17 protein-coding genes are annotated in these 16,990 nt (G+C 68.0%); 3 read left to right on the top strand and 14 right to left on the bottom strand.

Annotation, left to right across the window (positions count from 1 at the left end; translation table 11 throughout):
* Positions 1 to 228 precede the first annotated feature (228 nt).
* Positions 229 to 2,091 carry an APC family permease gene (locus MOV08_RS22230; protein ID WP_275311851.1) on the top strand — a complete coding sequence of 621 codons (1,863 nt, stop codon included), beginning with the start codon at positions 229 to 231 and terminating at the stop codon, positions 2,089 to 2,091.
* 428 nt (positions 2,092 to 2,519) lie between these two features.
* On the opposite strand, the gene MOV08_RS22235 is transcribed toward MOV08_RS22230, so the two are convergent.
* The 11 genes from MOV08_RS22235 to MOV08_RS22285 form a co-directional block, all read right to left on the bottom strand.
* Complete coding sequence (locus MOV08_RS22235) at positions 2,520 to 3,761, bottom strand: PP2C family protein-serine/threonine phosphatase (protein WP_275308646.1); 1,242 nt, start codon at positions 3,759 to 3,761, stop codon at positions 2,520 to 2,522.
* A 582-nt stretch (positions 3,762 to 4,343) separates the two neighbouring features.
* Positions 4,344 to 4,934: a DUF5994 family protein gene (locus tag MOV08_RS22240; protein WP_055583422.1), complete on the bottom strand. Its 591-nt coding sequence runs from the start codon at positions 4,932 to 4,934 to the stop codon at positions 4,344 to 4,346.
* Between the two features lie 291 nt (positions 4,935 to 5,225).
* Entirely contained in the window at positions 5,226 to 5,648 is a 423-nt protein-coding gene (locus MOV08_RS22245; RefSeq protein ID WP_102926867.1) for a YjbQ family protein, read from the bottom strand.
* Between the two features lie 114 nt (positions 5,649 to 5,762).
* Positions 5,763 to 6,035 carry a hypothetical protein gene (locus MOV08_RS22250; protein WP_275308647.1) on the bottom strand — a complete coding sequence of 91 codons (273 nt, stop codon included), beginning with the start codon at positions 6,033 to 6,035 and terminating at the stop codon, positions 5,763 to 5,765.
* A gap of 431 nt (positions 6,036 to 6,466) precedes the next feature.
* Entirely contained in the window at positions 6,467 to 7,090 is a 624-nt protein-coding gene (locus MOV08_RS22255; protein WP_275308648.1) for an ATP-binding protein, read from the bottom strand.
* Between the two features lie 213 nt (positions 7,091 to 7,303).
* Positions 7,304 to 8,041, bottom strand: a complete 738-nt coding sequence (locus MOV08_RS22260; protein ID WP_102926870.1) for a class I SAM-dependent methyltransferase — start codon at positions 8,039 to 8,041, stop codon at positions 7,304 to 7,306.
* 57 nt (positions 8,042 to 8,098) lie between these two features.
* Positions 8,099 to 9,490: a hypothetical protein gene (locus tag MOV08_RS22265; protein ID WP_275311852.1), complete on the bottom strand. Its 1,392-nt coding sequence runs from the start codon at positions 9,488 to 9,490 to the stop codon at positions 8,099 to 8,101.
* Positions 9,491 to 9,492: 2 nt separating this feature from the next.
* Positions 9,493 to 10,257, bottom strand: a complete 765-nt coding sequence (locus tag MOV08_RS22270; protein WP_275308649.1) for a hypothetical protein — start codon at positions 10,255 to 10,257, stop codon at positions 9,493 to 9,495.
* Positions 10,258 to 10,297: 40 nt separating this feature from the next.
* Positions 10,298 to 10,882 (bottom strand): CYTH domain-containing protein, encoded by a 585-nt coding sequence (locus MOV08_RS22275; RefSeq protein WP_102926873.1) that lies wholly within the window; start codon positions 10,880 to 10,882, stop codon positions 10,298 to 10,300.
* Positions 10,883 to 11,045: 163 nt separating this feature from the next.
* Entirely contained in the window at positions 11,046 to 11,345 is a 300-nt protein-coding gene (locus MOV08_RS22280) for a hypothetical protein (protein WP_018088334.1), read from the bottom strand.
* A 79-nt stretch (positions 11,346 to 11,424) separates the two neighbouring features.
* Positions 11,425 to 11,934: a nucleoside-diphosphate kinase gene (locus MOV08_RS22285; protein ID WP_275308650.1), complete on the bottom strand. Its 510-nt coding sequence runs from the start codon at positions 11,932 to 11,934 to the stop codon at positions 11,425 to 11,427.
* A gap of 401 nt (positions 11,935 to 12,335) precedes the next feature.
* Here MOV08_RS22285 and MOV08_RS22290 point away from each other — a divergent pair, with 401 nt between their 5' ends.
* Positions 12,336 to 12,995, top strand: coding sequence for an NUDIX hydrolase (locus tag MOV08_RS22290; RefSeq protein WP_275308651.1), 660 nt, complete (start codon positions 12,336 to 12,338; stop codon positions 12,993 to 12,995).
* Positions 12,992 to 13,405 carry an NUDIX hydrolase gene (locus MOV08_RS22295; RefSeq protein WP_275308652.1) on the top strand — a complete coding sequence of 138 codons (414 nt, stop codon included), beginning with the start codon at positions 12,992 to 12,994 and terminating at the stop codon, positions 13,403 to 13,405. The genes MOV08_RS22290 and MOV08_RS22295 overlap by 4 nt, the downstream gene beginning before the upstream one ends.
* 193 nt (positions 13,406 to 13,598) lie before the next feature.
* On the opposite strand, the gene MOV08_RS22300 is transcribed toward MOV08_RS22295, so the two are convergent.
* The 3 genes from MOV08_RS22300 to MOV08_RS22310 form a co-directional block, all read right to left on the bottom strand.
* On the bottom strand, positions 13,599 to 15,311 hold the full coding sequence (locus MOV08_RS22300) for a relaxase/mobilization nuclease domain-containing protein (protein WP_275308653.1): 1,713 nt from the start codon (positions 15,309 to 15,311) through the stop codon (positions 13,599 to 13,601).
* Complete coding sequence (locus MOV08_RS22305; RefSeq protein WP_102926880.1) at positions 15,308 to 15,868, bottom strand: MobC family plasmid mobilization relaxosome protein; 561 nt, start codon at positions 15,866 to 15,868, stop codon at positions 15,308 to 15,310. The genes MOV08_RS22300 and MOV08_RS22305 overlap by 4 nt, the downstream gene beginning before the upstream one ends.
* 345 nt (positions 15,869 to 16,213) lie before the next feature.
* A complete protein-coding gene (locus MOV08_RS22310; RefSeq protein ID WP_275308654.1) occupies positions 16,214 to 16,954 on the bottom strand; it encodes a DUF2637 domain-containing protein in 741 nt (246 codons plus the stop codon).
* Between the last annotated feature and the right edge of the window lie 36 nt (positions 16,955 to 16,990).

Raw genomic sequence — 16,990 nt, forward strand, 5'->3', positions numbered from 1 at the left:
CGGGCGCTGCCCGTGGATTCCGATCTGGGCCGTTTTCCGTCCCCCGCGGAGATCCAGCCTGTCGGGTGGGGTCGTCTGGTCAGCGTCTCGCCTCTCGGCGGGCGGCCGCCCGCCCCCGGCGAGGCCGCGGGAGAGCTGCCGCCCGGCCGACTGGGCCGCTTCGGCTACCACGTGCGACGCGTCGTCCTGGGGGCCGCCCTGAAAAGCACGGCGATCGCGCAGGAGCGGATGCGCAAGCTGGTGGCGTTGCCCGTCCTGTCCGCCGACGCGCTCTCCTCGGTTGCCTACGGGCCCGAGGCCATGCTCGCCGTCCTCGTGCTCGGCGGCGCGGCGGGACTGGCCTGCTCCGTGCCGATCGCCGCCACGATCGCCTTCCTGATGCTGGCGGTGGGGGTGTCGTACCGCCAGACGATCCGCGCGTATCCGCACGGCGGCGGCTCGTACATCGTCGCCAGCGACAATCTGGGCCGCGTTCCCGGACTGATCGCCGCCGCCGGCCTGATGACCGATTACATCCTCACGGTCGCCGTGTCGATCGCCTCCGGGGTGGCGGCGATCACCTCGGCGGTTCCCTCACTCGCCACCGACGCGGTCCCGATCGGCGTCGGTGTGATCGCCCTGCTGCTCGCCGGGAACCTGCGAGGCATCCGGCAGGCCGGCGCACTGTTCGCCGCGCCGACCTACGCCTTCATCATCGCGGTGTTCGCGCTCGTCACCGTGGGCCTCGTCGACGCCGCCGGGCGCGGTTTCCACCCCACTGCGGCTCCGCACCTGAACGCCACGGAGAGCGTCGGTGTACTGCTGGTGACGCGCGCCTTCGCCTCCGGGGCCACGGCGATGACCGGTATCGAGGCGATCTCCAACGCGGTGCCGGCATTCAAGCCCGTGGAGTGGCGCAACGCCCGTACCACGCTGACCTGGATGATCGGCCTGCTCATCGCGCTGTTCGCCGGCACGATCGCCATGGTCCGACTCGACGGCGTCGTGCCCGGCACCCAGGAGACGGTCCTCTCCCAACTCGCCCACCACAGCTTCGGCTCCGGACCGCTGTACGCCCTCACACAGGCCGCCACGGCCGCGGTGCTGCTGCTCGCGGCGAACACCGCCTACAACGACTTCCCCCGCGTGCTGTTCCTGCTCGCCCGCGACCGACACGCCCCACAGCTCTTTCTGCGCCTGGGCGACCGCCTCGCCTTCAGCAACGGGATCATTCTGCTGACGATCGCGGCGACGCTGGTCTACGTGGCCTTCAACGGCACGACCGCGTCCCTGATCCCGCTGTACGCGGTCGGCGTCTTCCTGGCCTTCACCCTGTCCCAGGCCGGAATGGTGGTCCACTGGTGGCGCCTGCGTGACCGCCACTGGCGCAAGAGCCTGTTCTTCAACGCCACCGGCGCCCTGCTGTCGGCCGTCGTCTTCCTCACCGCCGGCCTCACCAAGTTCACCGAGGGCGCATGGGTCGCCGTGCTCGCCGTCGGACTGTTCCTCGTGGTGACGATGCGCATCCGGCACCACTACGAGACCGTGGGCAAGGCTCTTCGTCTGCACCCGCACGCCATCGAGCTGCCCACCCCCACCCTCCCGGCCCGCCCCGGTCCCGACGCGGCACCGTCCGCGGCGACAACTCCGCAGTCCCCCACGGCACTTCCCGACGCCCGGACGGAAGAAGAGGACGAGGAGACACCCCAGGAGATCCGCCACCTGTCGGTCGTCCCCATCGCGGCCATGGACCTGGCCGGCATGCGCGCACTGGCCTACGCCGCCTCGCTCCACCAGCCCGTACTCGCCCTCCACGTCAGCCCCGAAGAGGACGAGGCCGAACGCTTCCGCCAGTACTGGACCCTGTGGGGCGACCACCTCCCGCTGGAAGTCGTGGTCTCCCCCTATCGCGCGATCGTCGCACCACTCGTCCACTACATCGAAGCCCTGCACGCGAAGCGCCCGGACCTCACCGTGACGGTCATCGTGCCGGAGATCGTCACCATGCGCCGGCGTTACCGCCTGCTGCACAGCAGGATCGCCCCACGGCTGCGGCACGCCCTGCGCCCACTGCCGAAGATCGTCATCACCACGGTCCCCTTCCACGTGTAGCCACCTCCCCGTGGCTGTGTCGGTGCTTTGCGGCCTGCCGACCAGGACGTGCCGGTGACCTGAACGGTGTGCGACAGCTCGGGCGGCCCATCGGGGGTGGAGGATGATGTGCTGGCCGGTGGCTCGCTGCGGGGGCATGGCGATCTCCGCCCAGACGCATGTGCCGCAGGTGGTCCGATCCCCTCCAGCCGGCCCCTTTCCGTGAGTTAGGGCACGAGGAGGGCACGCGGCCTTCGAGAGGTCCAGACAATAAACAAGGCCCAGGTCGCTGACCTGGGCCTCAACTATGGAGCGGGTGACGGGAATCGAACCCGCGCTCTGAGCTTGGGAATCAGGTGGGCTTTTGGGGCATCCTGTCTGGCCAGCAAAGACGCCGCGGCGGGAGAGCTGGCCCGGTACAGCCATCGCATGGTGGTGCGGCTGTCGGCTCACTCCAGGACGGCGAGGTGGTCGGCGGCGCCCCCGCGCCACTCGATCAGGAAGAGGGTTGCGTCGTCGCTGGTGCTCCCGCCCCGCTCCTGTTTCAGGGTGTGGGAGAGCGAGCGCACCACCGCCCGCGGCCCCTTCCCTGAGTGCTCGATGCGGTTGACCCAGTGGATGAGTTGTTCCTCGCCGAACTGCTCTTCGCCGGCTTCGTGCTCCTCGATCAGGCCGTCGGTGAAGCACAGCACCCGGTCGCCGCGTTGGAGCATCTGCTCGCTGATCTGGGGCTCTTCACCACCGAAGCCGACCGGCAAGGTGGTCGGGCTCTCCAGTTGCCGGACGACCTGGCGGTTGCGGATCAGCAGCGGTGCGGGGTGGCCCGCGTTGACCCACTGCAGATGGCCCGTTGTGATGTTGAGGCGCATCATCTGCGCGGTGACGAAGTGGTCGGGTCCGAATTGCTCGGCGATGGCCCGGTCCATGAACGCGTAGATCTCGGACAGACCGACTTCGGCGCGTCTGGCGTGCCGGTAGGCGCCGATGGCGACGGTCGCCATGGTGGCGGCATCCAGGCCGTGGCCCATCGCATCGACCATGGCCACATGCAGGATGTCCTCGTTGAGGGCGTAGTCGAAGCTGTCGCCTGCCACGTTGTAGGCGGGCTCCAGGATTCCCGCCACCGCGACCTGCGGGACGGACATCGCCAGCGGCGGCAGCAGGGACCACTGGATCTCCGCGGCCACGCTCATCGGTTCGCGGCGCCGGGCGAGGAAGAACTGGTCGGTGTAGCTGTGCTTGGTGACCAGCATGTCGGCGACGAGGCCGGTGAGTCTGCGCAACAAGCGCCGGTCATCGTCATCGACGGTGTCCATGGTGAGAGCCAGCACACCCACCTGGTCGCTGCCGTCCAGCAACGGCAGATACATCCGAACGCCGTCGTCCTGCGATACCTCGACAGGGGCCCCGCACAGGAAGGCCGTGCCCGCGTGCGAGTCATCGATCAGCTCGGGCCGGCCGACGGTCAGCCGCCTACCTGGCAGCGGCACCAGCAGCAACTGCGCATAGTCCTGGAGGAGGATCGAGACGTGATGGCCGCCGACCCTCGCCACCTCTTCCGCGACCAGCGGGGCGATCAACTGCGGCGGCATCTCGTGCGCTCGGTCCAGCAGCACCCCCAGCAGTCGCTCGCCGAACCCTTCCGACCGGTCCACGGCGCCCGTGTCCGCCTCCCGCTCACCTGCCGCCATACCCATGCCCTTTCACCAAGCAGCCTCGTTGCGACGTCACCCGCCATGCCGGCCGTCTCCAACGGGTCGGTCACCGAGCGGCCTGGCGTTCGACTTCGGTGGCTTGGCTCCGGTAGCACTGCGCGCGGGTCTGGATGAGGGGGAGGGGAAGGTGAGCCGGTCCGTGAATGACTGAGTGCGGGCGGGAGGCAACGAGGCCCTGCCGCACTCCACGGTCGGAGTGTTCGAGTCCGTTGCGGCCCTTCGGCTCCTCCCGCTCGGTGAGGGGCCGGAGCACAAGTTCACGCCTTGCTCGGCGGCCGCCGGCCGCGCAAGGACTGGCAGACCCCCTCATGCGACTGTGCACGCGGGCTCCGGAAACCACCGTGATCGACTCGCACAGAGTGACCCGGCCAACCGGGCCAGAGGGCTCATTGAGCCAGTGGCGGCGTGTCAGTCTCTCCTTCAGGGCCGCCGGCTCAATGGCGTGGCGTGCGGTGGAAAGGTCCGGATAAGAGATAAGCCCCAGGCTGGTTGGCCTGGAGCTTTCCTCCGGATCAGGCTGCGGGACCGACGTCGCGCTCCCGATGACTGACACGATGCTCAGGCACCTTTCGTGGCATCTGGTACCTGGGCAATGGCTGCTTGGGCGGGTGAACGTGAGGTCGGCAGGCTTGCGCCATGGCCGCCTTCGGAGTCCCAGACCGAGACCAGGGACAGTTCCATCTCCTCCGCGATCCGGCGTTGCTCCGCTTCGTCCATCAGGGCGCTCGCGGTGAGGGTGCACCGCGGATCGGCGGCCTCGGCCATGAGCCGGGCGGCCGTGGCGGGGCTGGTCTCCGGAGGGATCACCAGGAGGTCCCAACGGCCGACGGTGTAGGAGAACAGCAGCAGCTTGTGGGGATCTTGCTCGGCCTTGAACCAGCCGACACCCACCACATGCCCGTCGACGGGCACCTTCCGTGGGATGACCGGCCAGAACGTGGGGTTCACCGTGGCATGGGTGATCCGCCCCCACAGTGGGTCGAGGACGGCCGTCAGTGCGGGCAGTTCCGCCGCGAGGTCACGGGAGCGGGGCCACCACGCACCGTCGAGCAGAGCCGGAGCACTGCCGGCCGGCGCCAGCACGAGTCGCAGGGGCAGCGAAGCGGTCCGGTCTTCGACCGCCGGCGTATACGCAATGGTCGTGGTCATGACGCGGACCCTGCCCCGGGCCAACCGTGATCGGCCCGGTGTCGTGAATCGCCGAAAACGACACGAGCATGGGAGCTGGTGTGCGGAGTGCCCTCGGTAATTCCAGCTTACTCCCGGTAAGGCCCGCTGGACCGATGCGGAGCGACGTGGGTGCACGACAGAGAAGACCTTGGAGCAGTCGGCCCGAGAACCGCGAAGGGGCAGAGCCTCCCGCGCGGGCAGCCGGACGTCTCGTGTGACATCGGCTGCCACAAGGGGGCCCTCAGCCGCAGGACGGCGTGGGCCGTCCGGTCAGCTGAGGAAGGACAGCCGGACTTGGCGTTCGGGGCTGTCCCGGTCGGTGTTCACCAGCACGACGGACTGCGAGGTCCCCAGCACCAGCTCACCGTCGACTACGGGCAACGTGGCGTGTGGCGGGACCAGAGCCGGGAGTACGTGGCCGCTGCCGTGGCCTGGACCGCCGTGGCGGTCCCGCCAACGGCCGTCCGCGGGAAGAATGTCGCGAAGCGCCGCCAGCAGGTCATCGTCACTGCCCGCGCCGGTCTCGATGATGGCCAGGCCGGACGTCGCGTCGGGGGTGAAGACGTTCAGCAGTCCGTTTCGCCCGTGAGCGACCTCCCGGAGGAACGCGGAGCATGCGTTCGTCAGGTCGTGCATGGTCTCCGTGGCGCCGGTTGCAATGTCGAGGGTGCGTGTGGTGAAGGTGCCAGCCATGCTTCACCGGTTCCCCTCGCAGAGGAAAAGCACTAACGGCCGGATGGGTTGTTCCTCCGGGCCTCCGCCGATAGGGGCACGTGCTCCCGGTTCGGACGCCGCCTGAGCAGGGCGTCAACTGCGCTCTTCTTCGGCCTCCATACACCGGATGCCTTGGTGCGTCAGCGTGACCATGGCCGGCGTATTGCCCGCGGTCCAGTCGACCGTGATCAGGTCCTCGCCCACCAGATACGTGCAGGCGGCAGCCAGATCCTCTGCCGCGATCGCGAGATCTTGGGCCAGCTTGGCTCCGGTGAGTGCCGGATGCCCGGTCGAGGGGCCGGCTCTGTCACAGCCGCGTATCTGAGGCCCGGCTTCCTCGGACCTCGTCCACATGCGGACGGTCACGCGCGGCTGACTCGCTGGTCACCAGCCATGGCGCGGCCGTCGTGTTGGGCTCGGTTCTGATCTCTCCACACGGGGTGGCTCACCTTCCGGACGCGTGCAACCACCATCCGGAGCAGAGCCATCGAGACGCAGGGTGGGGATGGATCCCACAGCCCGCGAAGGGGCTGTGGGAGGACATAGGTCCAACGCGCCCTGTGCAGGCCACGGAGGGGGATACGACTCTCGTCGCCCATCGCCGGTGTGGCAGCTGCTTGTCATAGTCAGGAAGCAACCATGATCGCCATGTGGTGCTCTTCCGCCGGGGGCCTGCGAGATCGTGCCAGGTGGTTACGCACGATTGCGTCGCGTCCCGTGCCCTTGGCCATAGGGTGCTATCCGCGTCGCGGGCGCGACGCCCAGTCCATCTATCCACCGCCCAGAGGCCCCCAGCTTCAGCTGCCACGGAGGGCCTCCCGGGTGTCACGGATCTGCGCCGGGTGCTCGCGATCAGGCCGCAGGGCTGAGGATATGCGCGTAACAGCCGACGAATGGCGCCCGTGACCAGCACGGCTTCCTACGCGTACGGTCGTCAGGGGCTTGCGGGCTGGGCCCAAACGGCGGGCGATAGCTCTGGCGGCCCGTCGGGGGCGGAGAATGAGCCGTTGACGGATGACTCGCTGTGGGGGCATGGCGATCTCGGCCCAGACGCATTTGCCGCAGGTGGTGTGCTCGGCCCCGTGGCAGAGGGACAGGCGGTCGATGAGTGCCATACCGCGCCCGGACTCGTCCTCCGAATCCGCCCAGTGCGGAACAGGGAGGACGAGCGAACCATCGTAGACCTCGACGAGGATTCGCCGTCGGCTGAGGTTGGCGGACACCGTGATGGTGAGCACCGTGCCGGTGCCGTGCCGCACCGCGTTGGTGACCAGTTCCGAGGTGATGACGGTCAGTGCGGTATCGGAGGACTCGTCGAGGCGGAGCCCCCACTTTTTCGCCAGACCCTGGAGATGGCGACGGCTGATCGGCACAGAGGTTGGATCGCGTACCAGAAGGAAGCTTTGGCTGTGGAGGCGCATGCCGGAGACCCTTCGACGGACTTCAGACCGGGGCTTGAGGCGAGGGGAGAACGCTGAGCGGCAGGCCGACGTGATTCACGGAGGATGCCTCCCTCAGCGGGGACGGCTGTGTGTGCGTGGGCGCCGCATGCCGACCGTTGTCGGTATGACAGCCCTCAGGGGGAGTGCGGCCGGGGAGGTCGCTATCCGGGTGGTCTGTGGGCTACGTCATCGCTACTTCGTGGCGATGACGTACACGCTTCCCCAACGGCGCTTCGGGTTGGCGATCTTGGGGTCGAAGGTCCACGGCTCCACGGTGGTGAAGCCGGCCTCGGTGAAGAGCTGGACGAGCTTCTCGTAGTCGTAGGCCCAGAGGTGCGGGGTGTACTTGGGATCGTCGTCCTGGTCGCGGAAGACGAGGTTGACGAGGTCGAGCCGGGTGTTGATGTCGTTGCGGCAGTTGCGCTTGGCGTACCAGCGTTCGAGCATCTCGTCGGCGGGGTTCAGTGGCCCGGGGTACTGGCTGAGGGCGAAGGCGGCGTCGGGGACGCCGGTGATGATCTTGCCGCCCGGTGTGAGTGCGCGGTGGGCCTCGCGGACGTAGTTCTTGGCGGAGCGGGGGTAGTCGATGTGCTCCAGGAAGTGCTCGGAGAAGATCAGCTCGACGGTGTCGTCGTTCAGGGGGATGCCTTCGCGGACATCCCAGAGCAGGTCCGCCGGCGGGACGGCGTCGATGTTGAAGAAGCCCTCGATGCGGTGGGTTCCGCCGCCGATCTGGACCTTGGAGGGCTTCCGGTTGATGCGGCCGTCGGGCCAAGCCCGCTGGCTGGCGTGGTGGTAGCGGTGGAGTTCGATCTCCTTGGCTGTGTGGCGGAGTGCTCGGGCCAGGCCGTGGGTGGTGGAGGGGTCGCTCAGTAGGGCGTCGATCTGCTCGCCGAGGAGGTCGACGGAGGGCAAGCTGAAGTAACTCATGGCGGGGCTCCTGGGAAGAAGAGGCAGCAGAGCAGCTGTTGGTGAAGGCGGCAGTGGTTACGCGGCGCTGGGTGCCGGGGCGGTCCACTGGTTGTTGCGCATGAGGGTGTACTTGATGTCCACCAGCCGCGGGGCGATGGTCAGGGCGAGCTGCTCGGCCGGATGGAGGTGGCCGGCGTCGTCCTGTTCGGCGCGCCAGACGCGGTAGTCGAGGTTGGGGTAGGCAGGGTTGATGCCGATCTCGCCCTTGGGCATCGTGCCGTTGAACGGGGCGACGATGTCCATGTGGTTCCAGTAGTTCCAGGCTTGCAGGGCCTTGTACTGGTCGAAGTAGAAGTAGAAGTCGGGGTAGCGGCCGAAGGTGCGCAGTTCCCGGTGGATGAGGTGGCCCAGCAGGGGGCCGAGCTGGGTGGAGAGGGCGTCGAATTCCCAGCGGGTGTGATGCCAAGCTTCGGGGGCCTCCCCTGGGGTGAAGAGCCGGGCTGCGACGAGGTGGCTGATTCGTTCGACCAGGTAGTGGGTCGCGTGGTTGATCTCGATGGTCGGGTCGACCTGGTGGATGAGGTCGGCCAGCTGGCCGGGCCTGGGGCGGAACTTCGCGAGGTCGAACTTGCCGGCCATGTTCGGGTAGGAGGCGAAGAGTATCTCCTTGTACAGCCAGTTGTTCAGCTCTCCGATGTCGGCCAGGCGCCGCGTGTGCTGCGAGGTCGAGTGGAGCATCAGGTACTCCGCCAGCGCCTCGAAGTACAGGTAGCCGAGGATCGGTAAGCGGGGGATGGTCTCGTCGAGCAGGCCGAGGAAGGGCCTGGCGGCGATGTGCGCGCCTCGGTAGGCCGCGGCCGCAGCGGTGGCGAGGAAGGCGGCAGAGTTCTTCACCCTGGCCACGACGGTCTCGCGTAAGCGGTGGCGCTCGCTCTTGCTCAGCAGGTATTCGAGGTGGCAGTAGATCCGCAAGTGGATGAGGCCCAGTCGCAGATAGTCCACTCCCGCCAGCCCCTGGTACGCCTGCGGTGGGGTGTTGATCTCGAAGATCAGCGGGGCGGGTACGCGGTCGGTGACGCCGAGCTTGGCCAGGAAGGCCGGCGCCTCCTTGGTCAGGACGTAAGCGGCCAGGTTGTGCATCCGCAGGCCCCGGTCCGTAGCCGTGAGCGGGGCGCAGTAGATGCTGCCGACGAGGCAGCCGCCGGACGGGTAGAGGACGCCTTGCTTGTTGATCTGTTCAAGGGCGTGGGTGACGTGGAGGAGGTGCAGTGTGCCGTTGCCGTTGAGGGCGTCGAAGAGGGAGTTCTGCCGCAGCAGGTGCCCGTTCGGTGTGGCGGCGAGCCGCTCGTCCCAGGTGGCCGACTGCTGGGCCAGCGGGTCGTTTGTGTTGGCAGGGCTGAGGATGAGGGTGGTGTCGTAGAAGGCGTGGGCGTCGGCCCAGAGGTGGTAGGCGTCGAGAAAGTCCATGGTCACGCCAGCTCCTTCTCCGCAAGCGCGTACAGGACGGCCGCCGGGCTGTGGGCGCCGGCAAGGTGGGCCTTCTCGGAGATGCTCACGAGGTCGAAAGCGAGGCTGCGGAACGTGTCGAAGGCGGGCTCTTTGACGTGCTGGGCGTTCGGCCACCACCTGGTCTTTGGCAGGCGGTAGCGGTCCAGGGCGTCGGCAGCCTTCATTACGTCGCAGATGATCTGGGTTCGCAGGTAGTCGGCCTGGTCGTCGGGGCTGAATGCGCCGTAGGGCACGTCGTGCAGTCGGATGGCGGTGGCGGCCCGTGTGACGCGGCGCGGTGTGGCTGTGAGGTCGAAGCGGGCCCAGACGGTGTCCGCGTTGGCGGCGAGCCAGATCGCTGCGCGTTCCCCGTGTCCGCGGTCGTCCTTGTCGTGATGGCGCTGGCAGTCGTGGACGGCGGCGGCAACGATGGCGGTGGTGGTGTCGGCATCGTCCAAGCCGTTCGCCTCGGCGAGGATGGCGGCCAGTGCTGCGGTGCGCATGGCGTGCCGAACGCCGTGGATCGAGTCGTACAGCCGGGGCTCGGCCATCCAGTCGCGTGGTAATCCGGTCCGCCGCAGGAGGTACTGCGCGACCGGCCGAAGGGCCGATTGTGGTGAGGGCTGGAGGTCAGGCCGATTGGTGGTGATCCAGTCGATGGTGGCCCGGTCCATGTACTGGTGGAGTGGTAGCTGCCCTCGGGCAGCCAGGTCGATCAGGCTTGCGGTCGTTGGGGTTGTGCTCATCAGTGCCCACCCCCTCGGTGGTCTCCGCGGTGACGTGCTCCTACCGGATGGGCGCGGTCTGCCGCTCGCGCTCCTTGCGTTCCTTCTCAGCGGCTTCGAAGGCGGCGGTGAACTCGGCCAGCTCCTGCTCGGTCATCAGGGTGACGCCCAGCTCATCGGCGACATCCGTGATCTTGGCGGCTGCCTCGGCACGAGCGGCGTCGGGGGCGTCGTCGTCCAGCAGGACCTCGAATTCGGCGTGGTATCCCCATGCCTCGCTCCACTTGACCGCGATCTCGACACCCTCGAAGCGGAAGTTGTGCCGAAGATTGGACGCCTCGTGCATCGCTCCCTCGAACCCGAGAGCGTTGAACAGCTTCACCGCGGCGCCCACGTCGGCCGGGGCGATGGCGAACTCCGTCTCCGCGAATGCGGCGCCCTGGCCGATCTTGCTTCCCTTGAGGGTGATCTTGGCGGTGCCGGCAGCCGTGTTGTCGGTGACCTTCAGCAACTGGTCCGGCAGTACGTAGAAGTAGATGTGCTTGTCGTCGGGGCCCAGGTCCTTGCCGTCCGTCCGCAGACGGTCGACGAGCTGGTCACGAGTCTCCTTGCCGAAGCGGGCACGCATCTCGATCTCGATGGGCATGGGCGTATCGCCTCCTGAATCAGGCATGACGGAGCCAGCCGGACCGGCGCCAAGGGGGTGGGTGCCGGTTCGGACGGCTGCTGCTTCTTCGGTTGTGGGGCAGGGGCGGGGCGGTGCGGCCGTCACTCGGCCCGGCTCACCACCCCGCCGGATGGATCACTAGTCAGTCCAGGTCGCCGAAGCGTTCCCGGACTACGCCTTCGTGCAGGTAGGTGGGGAGCTGGACACCGCCCACCGAGGTGCGGCTGGTGGCCACCTGCTCTTCGGTGTCGCTGGGGAAGCCCTCCAGGAGTCGCAGGCACTGCTGCACCCACTCACGGGACTTGGGTCGGTCGCCCAGGTCGCGGTGGCGTACGGCCAGGGCGTACGCGGTCTCGGTGGCGGCCCACCGGTCTGTCGTCAGTTCGCGCTGGAAGACGGACTCCAGCTCCTCGGCGGAGGCCAGGCGGGTCTGGATGGTCATGGTTTCCCCTCTGAAGTTCGGTCGTGCACTGGTGGTGCTCAACGCATCGGCGTCCCCGCGGTGACGCCGTAACCCGCCGCTAGTAGGTGTAGATCTCCGCGAGGGTCTTGTAGTCGTGCAGCTCGTCCTTGTCGAACCACAGCTCAAGCTCCTGCTGCGCTTCCTCCTTGTTGCCGGAGGCGTGCACGAGGTTGGCCACGGCCTTGCCCGAGGCGATGCTGCCCGCGGCGCTGTAGTGCGAGAAGTCGCCTCGCACCGTCCCCGCCGGCGCCTGGTTCGGGTACGTGCTGCCGACGATCTTCCGCACCGTGGCGATGGCGTCGAACCCTTCCAGCACCAGCGCGATGACCGGCCCCTGCTGCATGAACGTCGACGTGACGCGGTAGACCTCCGACCCCAGCCGCTCCTCAAGATCGAAGTAGTGGCGCCGGGTGAACTCCTCGTCCATCCACTTCATCTTGGTGCCGACGATCTTCAGTGCGGCTTCCTCGAAACGGGTGATGATCCTTCCCGCCAGGCCACGCACCAGCGCATCGGGCTTGAGCAGGACGAGCGTGCGCTCAACGGGGTGTGCCTGATCCTCAGCCATGGAGTCCCTTTCGCTTGTATGCATGGAGATTGACGGCGGATCAGCCGCCAGGTAGCTGAGGTTACCGGCGCCCACTTGCTCGACCGGGCGCTCGGGCCTTCCCTCGGATGGCGGACACCGGATGGCGCACGGTAGGGCTGAAAACCGGGATTCGTTTCAGCCAAGTACGTTGGCCTGACTACTCGTTGGGCTCGCTCACCTAGACTCTCCCCTTGGTCGACCGGCGCTCTTGGGCGCAGTCGGCTTGGCCGCTCAGGGCGATTCCTGTGGCTCGCTCCGCCCCGGCAACCATCATTCTTCCGAGTCACCTACGGGACGGCCATGAACCGCCAGTGCAGCCGGAATGCACCTTCCGTGCGCAAGTTCCTGCACTGAGGACGGTGGCGAAGGAGGGGGTAGACGTGGATGTGATCGAACTCTGGAATGGCCGCCACGCCTGCCTGCTGCAGTCCGCCCTGCGCCTTACCAATGAACAGTTCGCGGCCCGGCTCGGCATCGCGGTACGGACCGTGGCGGCCTGGCACGCCGACCCGGCCGTAGTGCCGCGCAAGGAGATGCAACAGCTCCTCGACACCGTCCACGAGAAAGCCCCGCCCACGGCACGACAGCGGTTCGCGCTCCTGGTCTCCGCTGAACGCGGCGCATCCGCACCGGGCCCAGCAGGTGCGCAGGCCCTGCGTGTCGCGATCGCCGTGGTCATACGTGACAGCGAGGTGCTGCTCGTCTGCCGGCGAGACGATGACGCAACGGGCCTCAGCTGGCAGTTCCCGGCAGGCGTGATCAAACCAGGCGCCAGGGCCGAGACAGCGACCGTGCGAGAAACGCTGGACGAGACCGGTGTGCACTGCGCGATCCGGCAGCATCTCGGAAACCGGCTTCACCCGGTGACCGGCGTCCAGTGCGAATACTTCCTGTGCGAGTACCTCGCGGGCCAGGCCACCAACTCCGATGCTGTCGAGAACATCGACGTGATGTGGGTTCCCAGAAACGCGGTGACCCGTTTCATCCCCGTCGATACGATCTTTCCACCCGTGCTTGCCGTCCTGGAGGAGCAGACGTGACGCAGCAGACCGCCGATGAGCGACCCGGCATTGCAGCGGCCATCATCGTGCACGAGGGACGCGTTCTGATGGTCCGGCGCCGGATCAGCGAGGGGAAGCTCTCCTGGCAGTTCCCGGCTGGCGAAGTCGAGCCCGGCGAAACCCGCGAGGACGCCGCTGTGCGGGAGACCAAAGAGGAGACCGGACTGAACGTCTCCGCCGTCGAACTGCTGGGCGAGCGTGTCCACCCGGCAACGGGCAGGCTGATGTCCTATACCGCCTGCGAAGTGCTCAGCGGAACCGCGCATGTCGCGGACACCGAGGAACTGGCCGAGCTTGCCTGGGTGGCTCACGACCAGATCCCCGAGTACGTCCCGTACGGCTTGTTCGGGCCGGTGCAGGAGTACCTGGACGCCACACTCGCCAGCTAGTCGGCCGGCCTTCACGCTGTCTCCTGGGTACGGCCTGAAGGGCGGCAAAGGAAAGCCGGATGTCCTTCTTCGCGACGAGTGGGGGAGGACATCAGCCGTGCCGAGCCTGAACCACATCACCTCTGCCGACAGCTTGGAGCCCCGAGCCTCCGATCCGGCCATGTGCAGGATCGGAGGCTCGTCGTGCACGGTGTCAGCGACGCTGTTGGTGCTGCTGGCTGGTGGGGTGCGTGGCCGCTACGTGCTGCGGGGCCTGGATCTGCCGCGAAGTGATGTCTGTTGCCATGGCGGAACGGCTGCGGGCGGCTTCGGCGCGGCGATTGGGTGCGGGGTTGCGGCTGGTGTGCTGGATGCGGGTGATCAGGACGCGGGCGGGTTGGCGGGCGGTGGTCAGTTCACGTTGGGCGGTGGCCTCCTTGAGCAGCTGGTGGGGTTGGTGGCCGAGGGCTTCGGCATCGGCGAGGACGGTGGCCAGGGCCAGCCAGGCGGGATCGGCGAGGATGCGGTCGGCTTGGTCAGGGACTGCCGCCCGGATGTCGCTGGCGAGTACGCGTTGTGCCGATTCCCTGGGCGGGCGGGGTTCAAGTTCGGCGAGCACCGGAACGAGAGCTTGGTCGGCAGCGGTCTGGAGGTGCTGGAGGGCTTGGCGGGCGGCGTCGGCCTGGTGGGCGTGGCCCTTGCCCTCGTGCCACCGTCCGGCGACGATCGCCGCCCAGACGAGCGCCGCCACCAGGGCGGCTAGGGCGCTACCGTCAGGGCCGGTGGCGGTGTTGGCAATGTCGCGGGCCGCGGACCGCAGGGCGTGGGCGGCTCGGTCCTCCGCCCGGATCTGGGAGCGCTGGGCGTGAGCGAAAGCCTTCGAGGCAGCCCGGAGTTCGGTGCGCAGGTCGGCGGGGGCTTTCTGCGCGGTGGCCTCGATCAGTTCGCCGAGGGCGGTGATGTGTGCCTGGGCTCGTGCGTCGTCTGTGAGATCGGTGTGGAGGGTGTCGAGGGCGCCGGTGGCTTGGTGCCAGGGGGTGTCCGGCTGGTTGCGGCGGGCGGTGGGGTGCTCTTCCGGCTGGCTGGATTCAAGGCGGCCCTGGATCTTGGGCAGGGAGAGGTCGGGGGAGATCTTTCCGCCGGGGTGGAAGATCTGCTCACCCTGCTCGTTGAGGTCGCCGGGGCGGCCAACGACATATCCCAGTAGGTCTCCTGACGGGCCGCGCCGGACCTGCACCTCGATGCCGTCGGCTTCGAGGTAGGCGATGAATTCCTCTGCATTGGTCACATGGGGAATGGCGGCACGAATGCGACCCTGGAGCCACTCCGGACTCGTCTGCTCCCATCCGAGCCGTTCGGCCTTGTGCATCTCGGCCTGGGTAGGCCGACGGGTGCCGGTCCGGTCGCCCTTCTTCAATTGCCGCAGTCCATAGTCCTTCTCGATCTCGCGGCATTCGTCGCCGACGCGGATGCCGCTGTCGTGGAGTTTGGGGCGTCGGCCATCTTCGCGGACGGTGGTAGCCAGGATGTGGATGTGGTCGTCCGCGTGGCGGACGGCGATCCAGCGGCAGGCCAGATCGTCGCCGGCCGGAGCGATACCGGCAGCCTCCACGATGCGCTGGGCGATCTCGCCCCATTCAGCGTCGGAGAGGTAGCGGTCCTCGGGTGCGGCGCGGACAGGGCAGTGCCAGACCTGATCGGTGATCTTCTTGCCGAACTCGCTGTTGCGCAGACGGACGGGCTCGTCGAGGTGACGGGCGAGTTCGGTCAAGGTGGCGTTCTCGTCACGGCCGGGGTCGGGCATGCCAAGCATGGCGAAGCCGGCGACGATGTGCGGGTCGAAGTGTTCGTCGTGGGTGCCCCGGCCATAGAGGTAGGCCAGCAGACCACGGGTGTTGGCGCCGGGCGCCTTGATGGCGGCGATCATGCGGCGAGGTCCTCCGTCACGTCGGCGGGCTGACGCAGAGCCTCGGCGATCAACTCAAGTAGGTCGTGGAGTTCGTCGAGGCGCTGACGCAGGTCGGGCGGGGTGAGATCGCTGTTGAGGGCGCGGGCGATCTGGTTGACGTTGACGCCGATGCGGTTGAGCTGACGTAGGACCTGGGCGCGGAAGATGTGCGTGCGGCGGCGGTCCTCAGACAGGGGGAGGTTCGCGGTGAACCGACCGGTGATGAAGGCGAGGACGACGTCGGCGGCGAAGCCGGACTTTCCCTTATAGCCGTGCTCGATGGCCGTCTCCTGGAGACGGGTTTCCTCGTCATCGGTGAAGAGCATGGGGCCGACACGAACGGTGCGTTTGGTGCCGGTGAAGCGGCGGATCGTGGGCTGGGCACTCTTCACGGCGGGCTCGCCGGCGGCGGTCTCGGCAGCGCGGGAGGGGCGAAGGATCTCGCTCTGGACGGCGTGGAGCGTGTCCAGGTCGGGGCCACCCTCGGCCCCGACCTCCTGGTCCTGCGCCCCCTGGCGCTGGGCCGTCTCCGCCACCCCCGGGGCGGAGATCCCCGAAGACCGGCCTTGAGTCGGACTCGGGGTACTACTGGCTCCGCCAGGGGCAATCCGCCCGAACGCGTGGCGCAGGCGGTCCATCAGCTTAGGGGACTTCGTCAGTGGCATCGGCTCGTCGGGGGCATCTTCGATGTGGTGCTGGTCGTGTGTCACTGGTGGTTCTCCGGAAGGGGCGGGGAGGGCAGGTCGGCCGGCAGGGAAGGTCCTGCGGAGTGCGGATGGTCAGCGCCCTGTCCACAGGTGGGGATAAGCGGACCCCGAGCGGGGCGGTGACCGACCCACCGGGTGACCGGAAGGGTTCCGGTCACCCGGTGGGGCAGGTGGTCAGCCGCTGTCCGAACCGGTGTCAGCGGCGACTTCGAGTTCGGTCCGCAGGATGTTCATGACCTCGGTCAGTCGTTCGCCGCCGACCTTGAGGCCCTTGTCCCGTATGGCTTTGAGGACGACCGCGCGGGAGAGGCGTCCGTGCTCGGCGGCGGCGATGCGGCCGACTTCCACGAGCTTGTCCAGGGTGGCGTCGACCGGACGGCCGCCTCGGTGCTTGGCCTCCTGAACCACCGCGCCCTGAACTCCGGCGTCCTGAACCGCGGCGACCGGTTCCGACGCTCTCTCGTCGGCGGCTTCGCGGGTGACGAGGATGTGGAGATGGACCGCTCCGGCCAGGGCGAGCGGGGCGATGGTGGACAGGACACCGACGGTGGCGTCTCCCAAGTGCAGTTCGCCCGTGGCGCCCTGCTGGTTGAGGCGGACGGCATGGAGGGCGTTGGCCCAGATGCTCGCGGCGGTGGCGGTACCGATGAGCGTCCACACATAGAGGCGAGCCCGGAACGTGGCGGTGCGCAGGACGAGGAGGGCGCGGACGCCGTAGGCGATGAAGCCGTCGATCACGAGGGGGAACAGGTAGGTGAGGAATCCGCGGATGTGTATGGCGATGGCCATCTGCTGGAGGGCGTCGTAGGACAGGGCGCAGCCGGCGCCGCCGAGGGCGACGATCGCGGCGCGGTCCCAGGCCGTCGCCCGTGTTGCCGACGGGTGCTTGAGCGCTGGAGCTGCGGTGGTGGACAAAGGGGTTCTCCGGGGGGGCTTGAGGCGGGGCGCTTA

Source organism: Streptomyces yunnanensis, assembly GCF_029011865.1.
Taxonomy (GTDB): domain Bacteria; phylum Actinomycetota; class Actinomycetes; order Streptomycetales; family Streptomycetaceae; genus Streptomyces; species Streptomyces yunnanensis.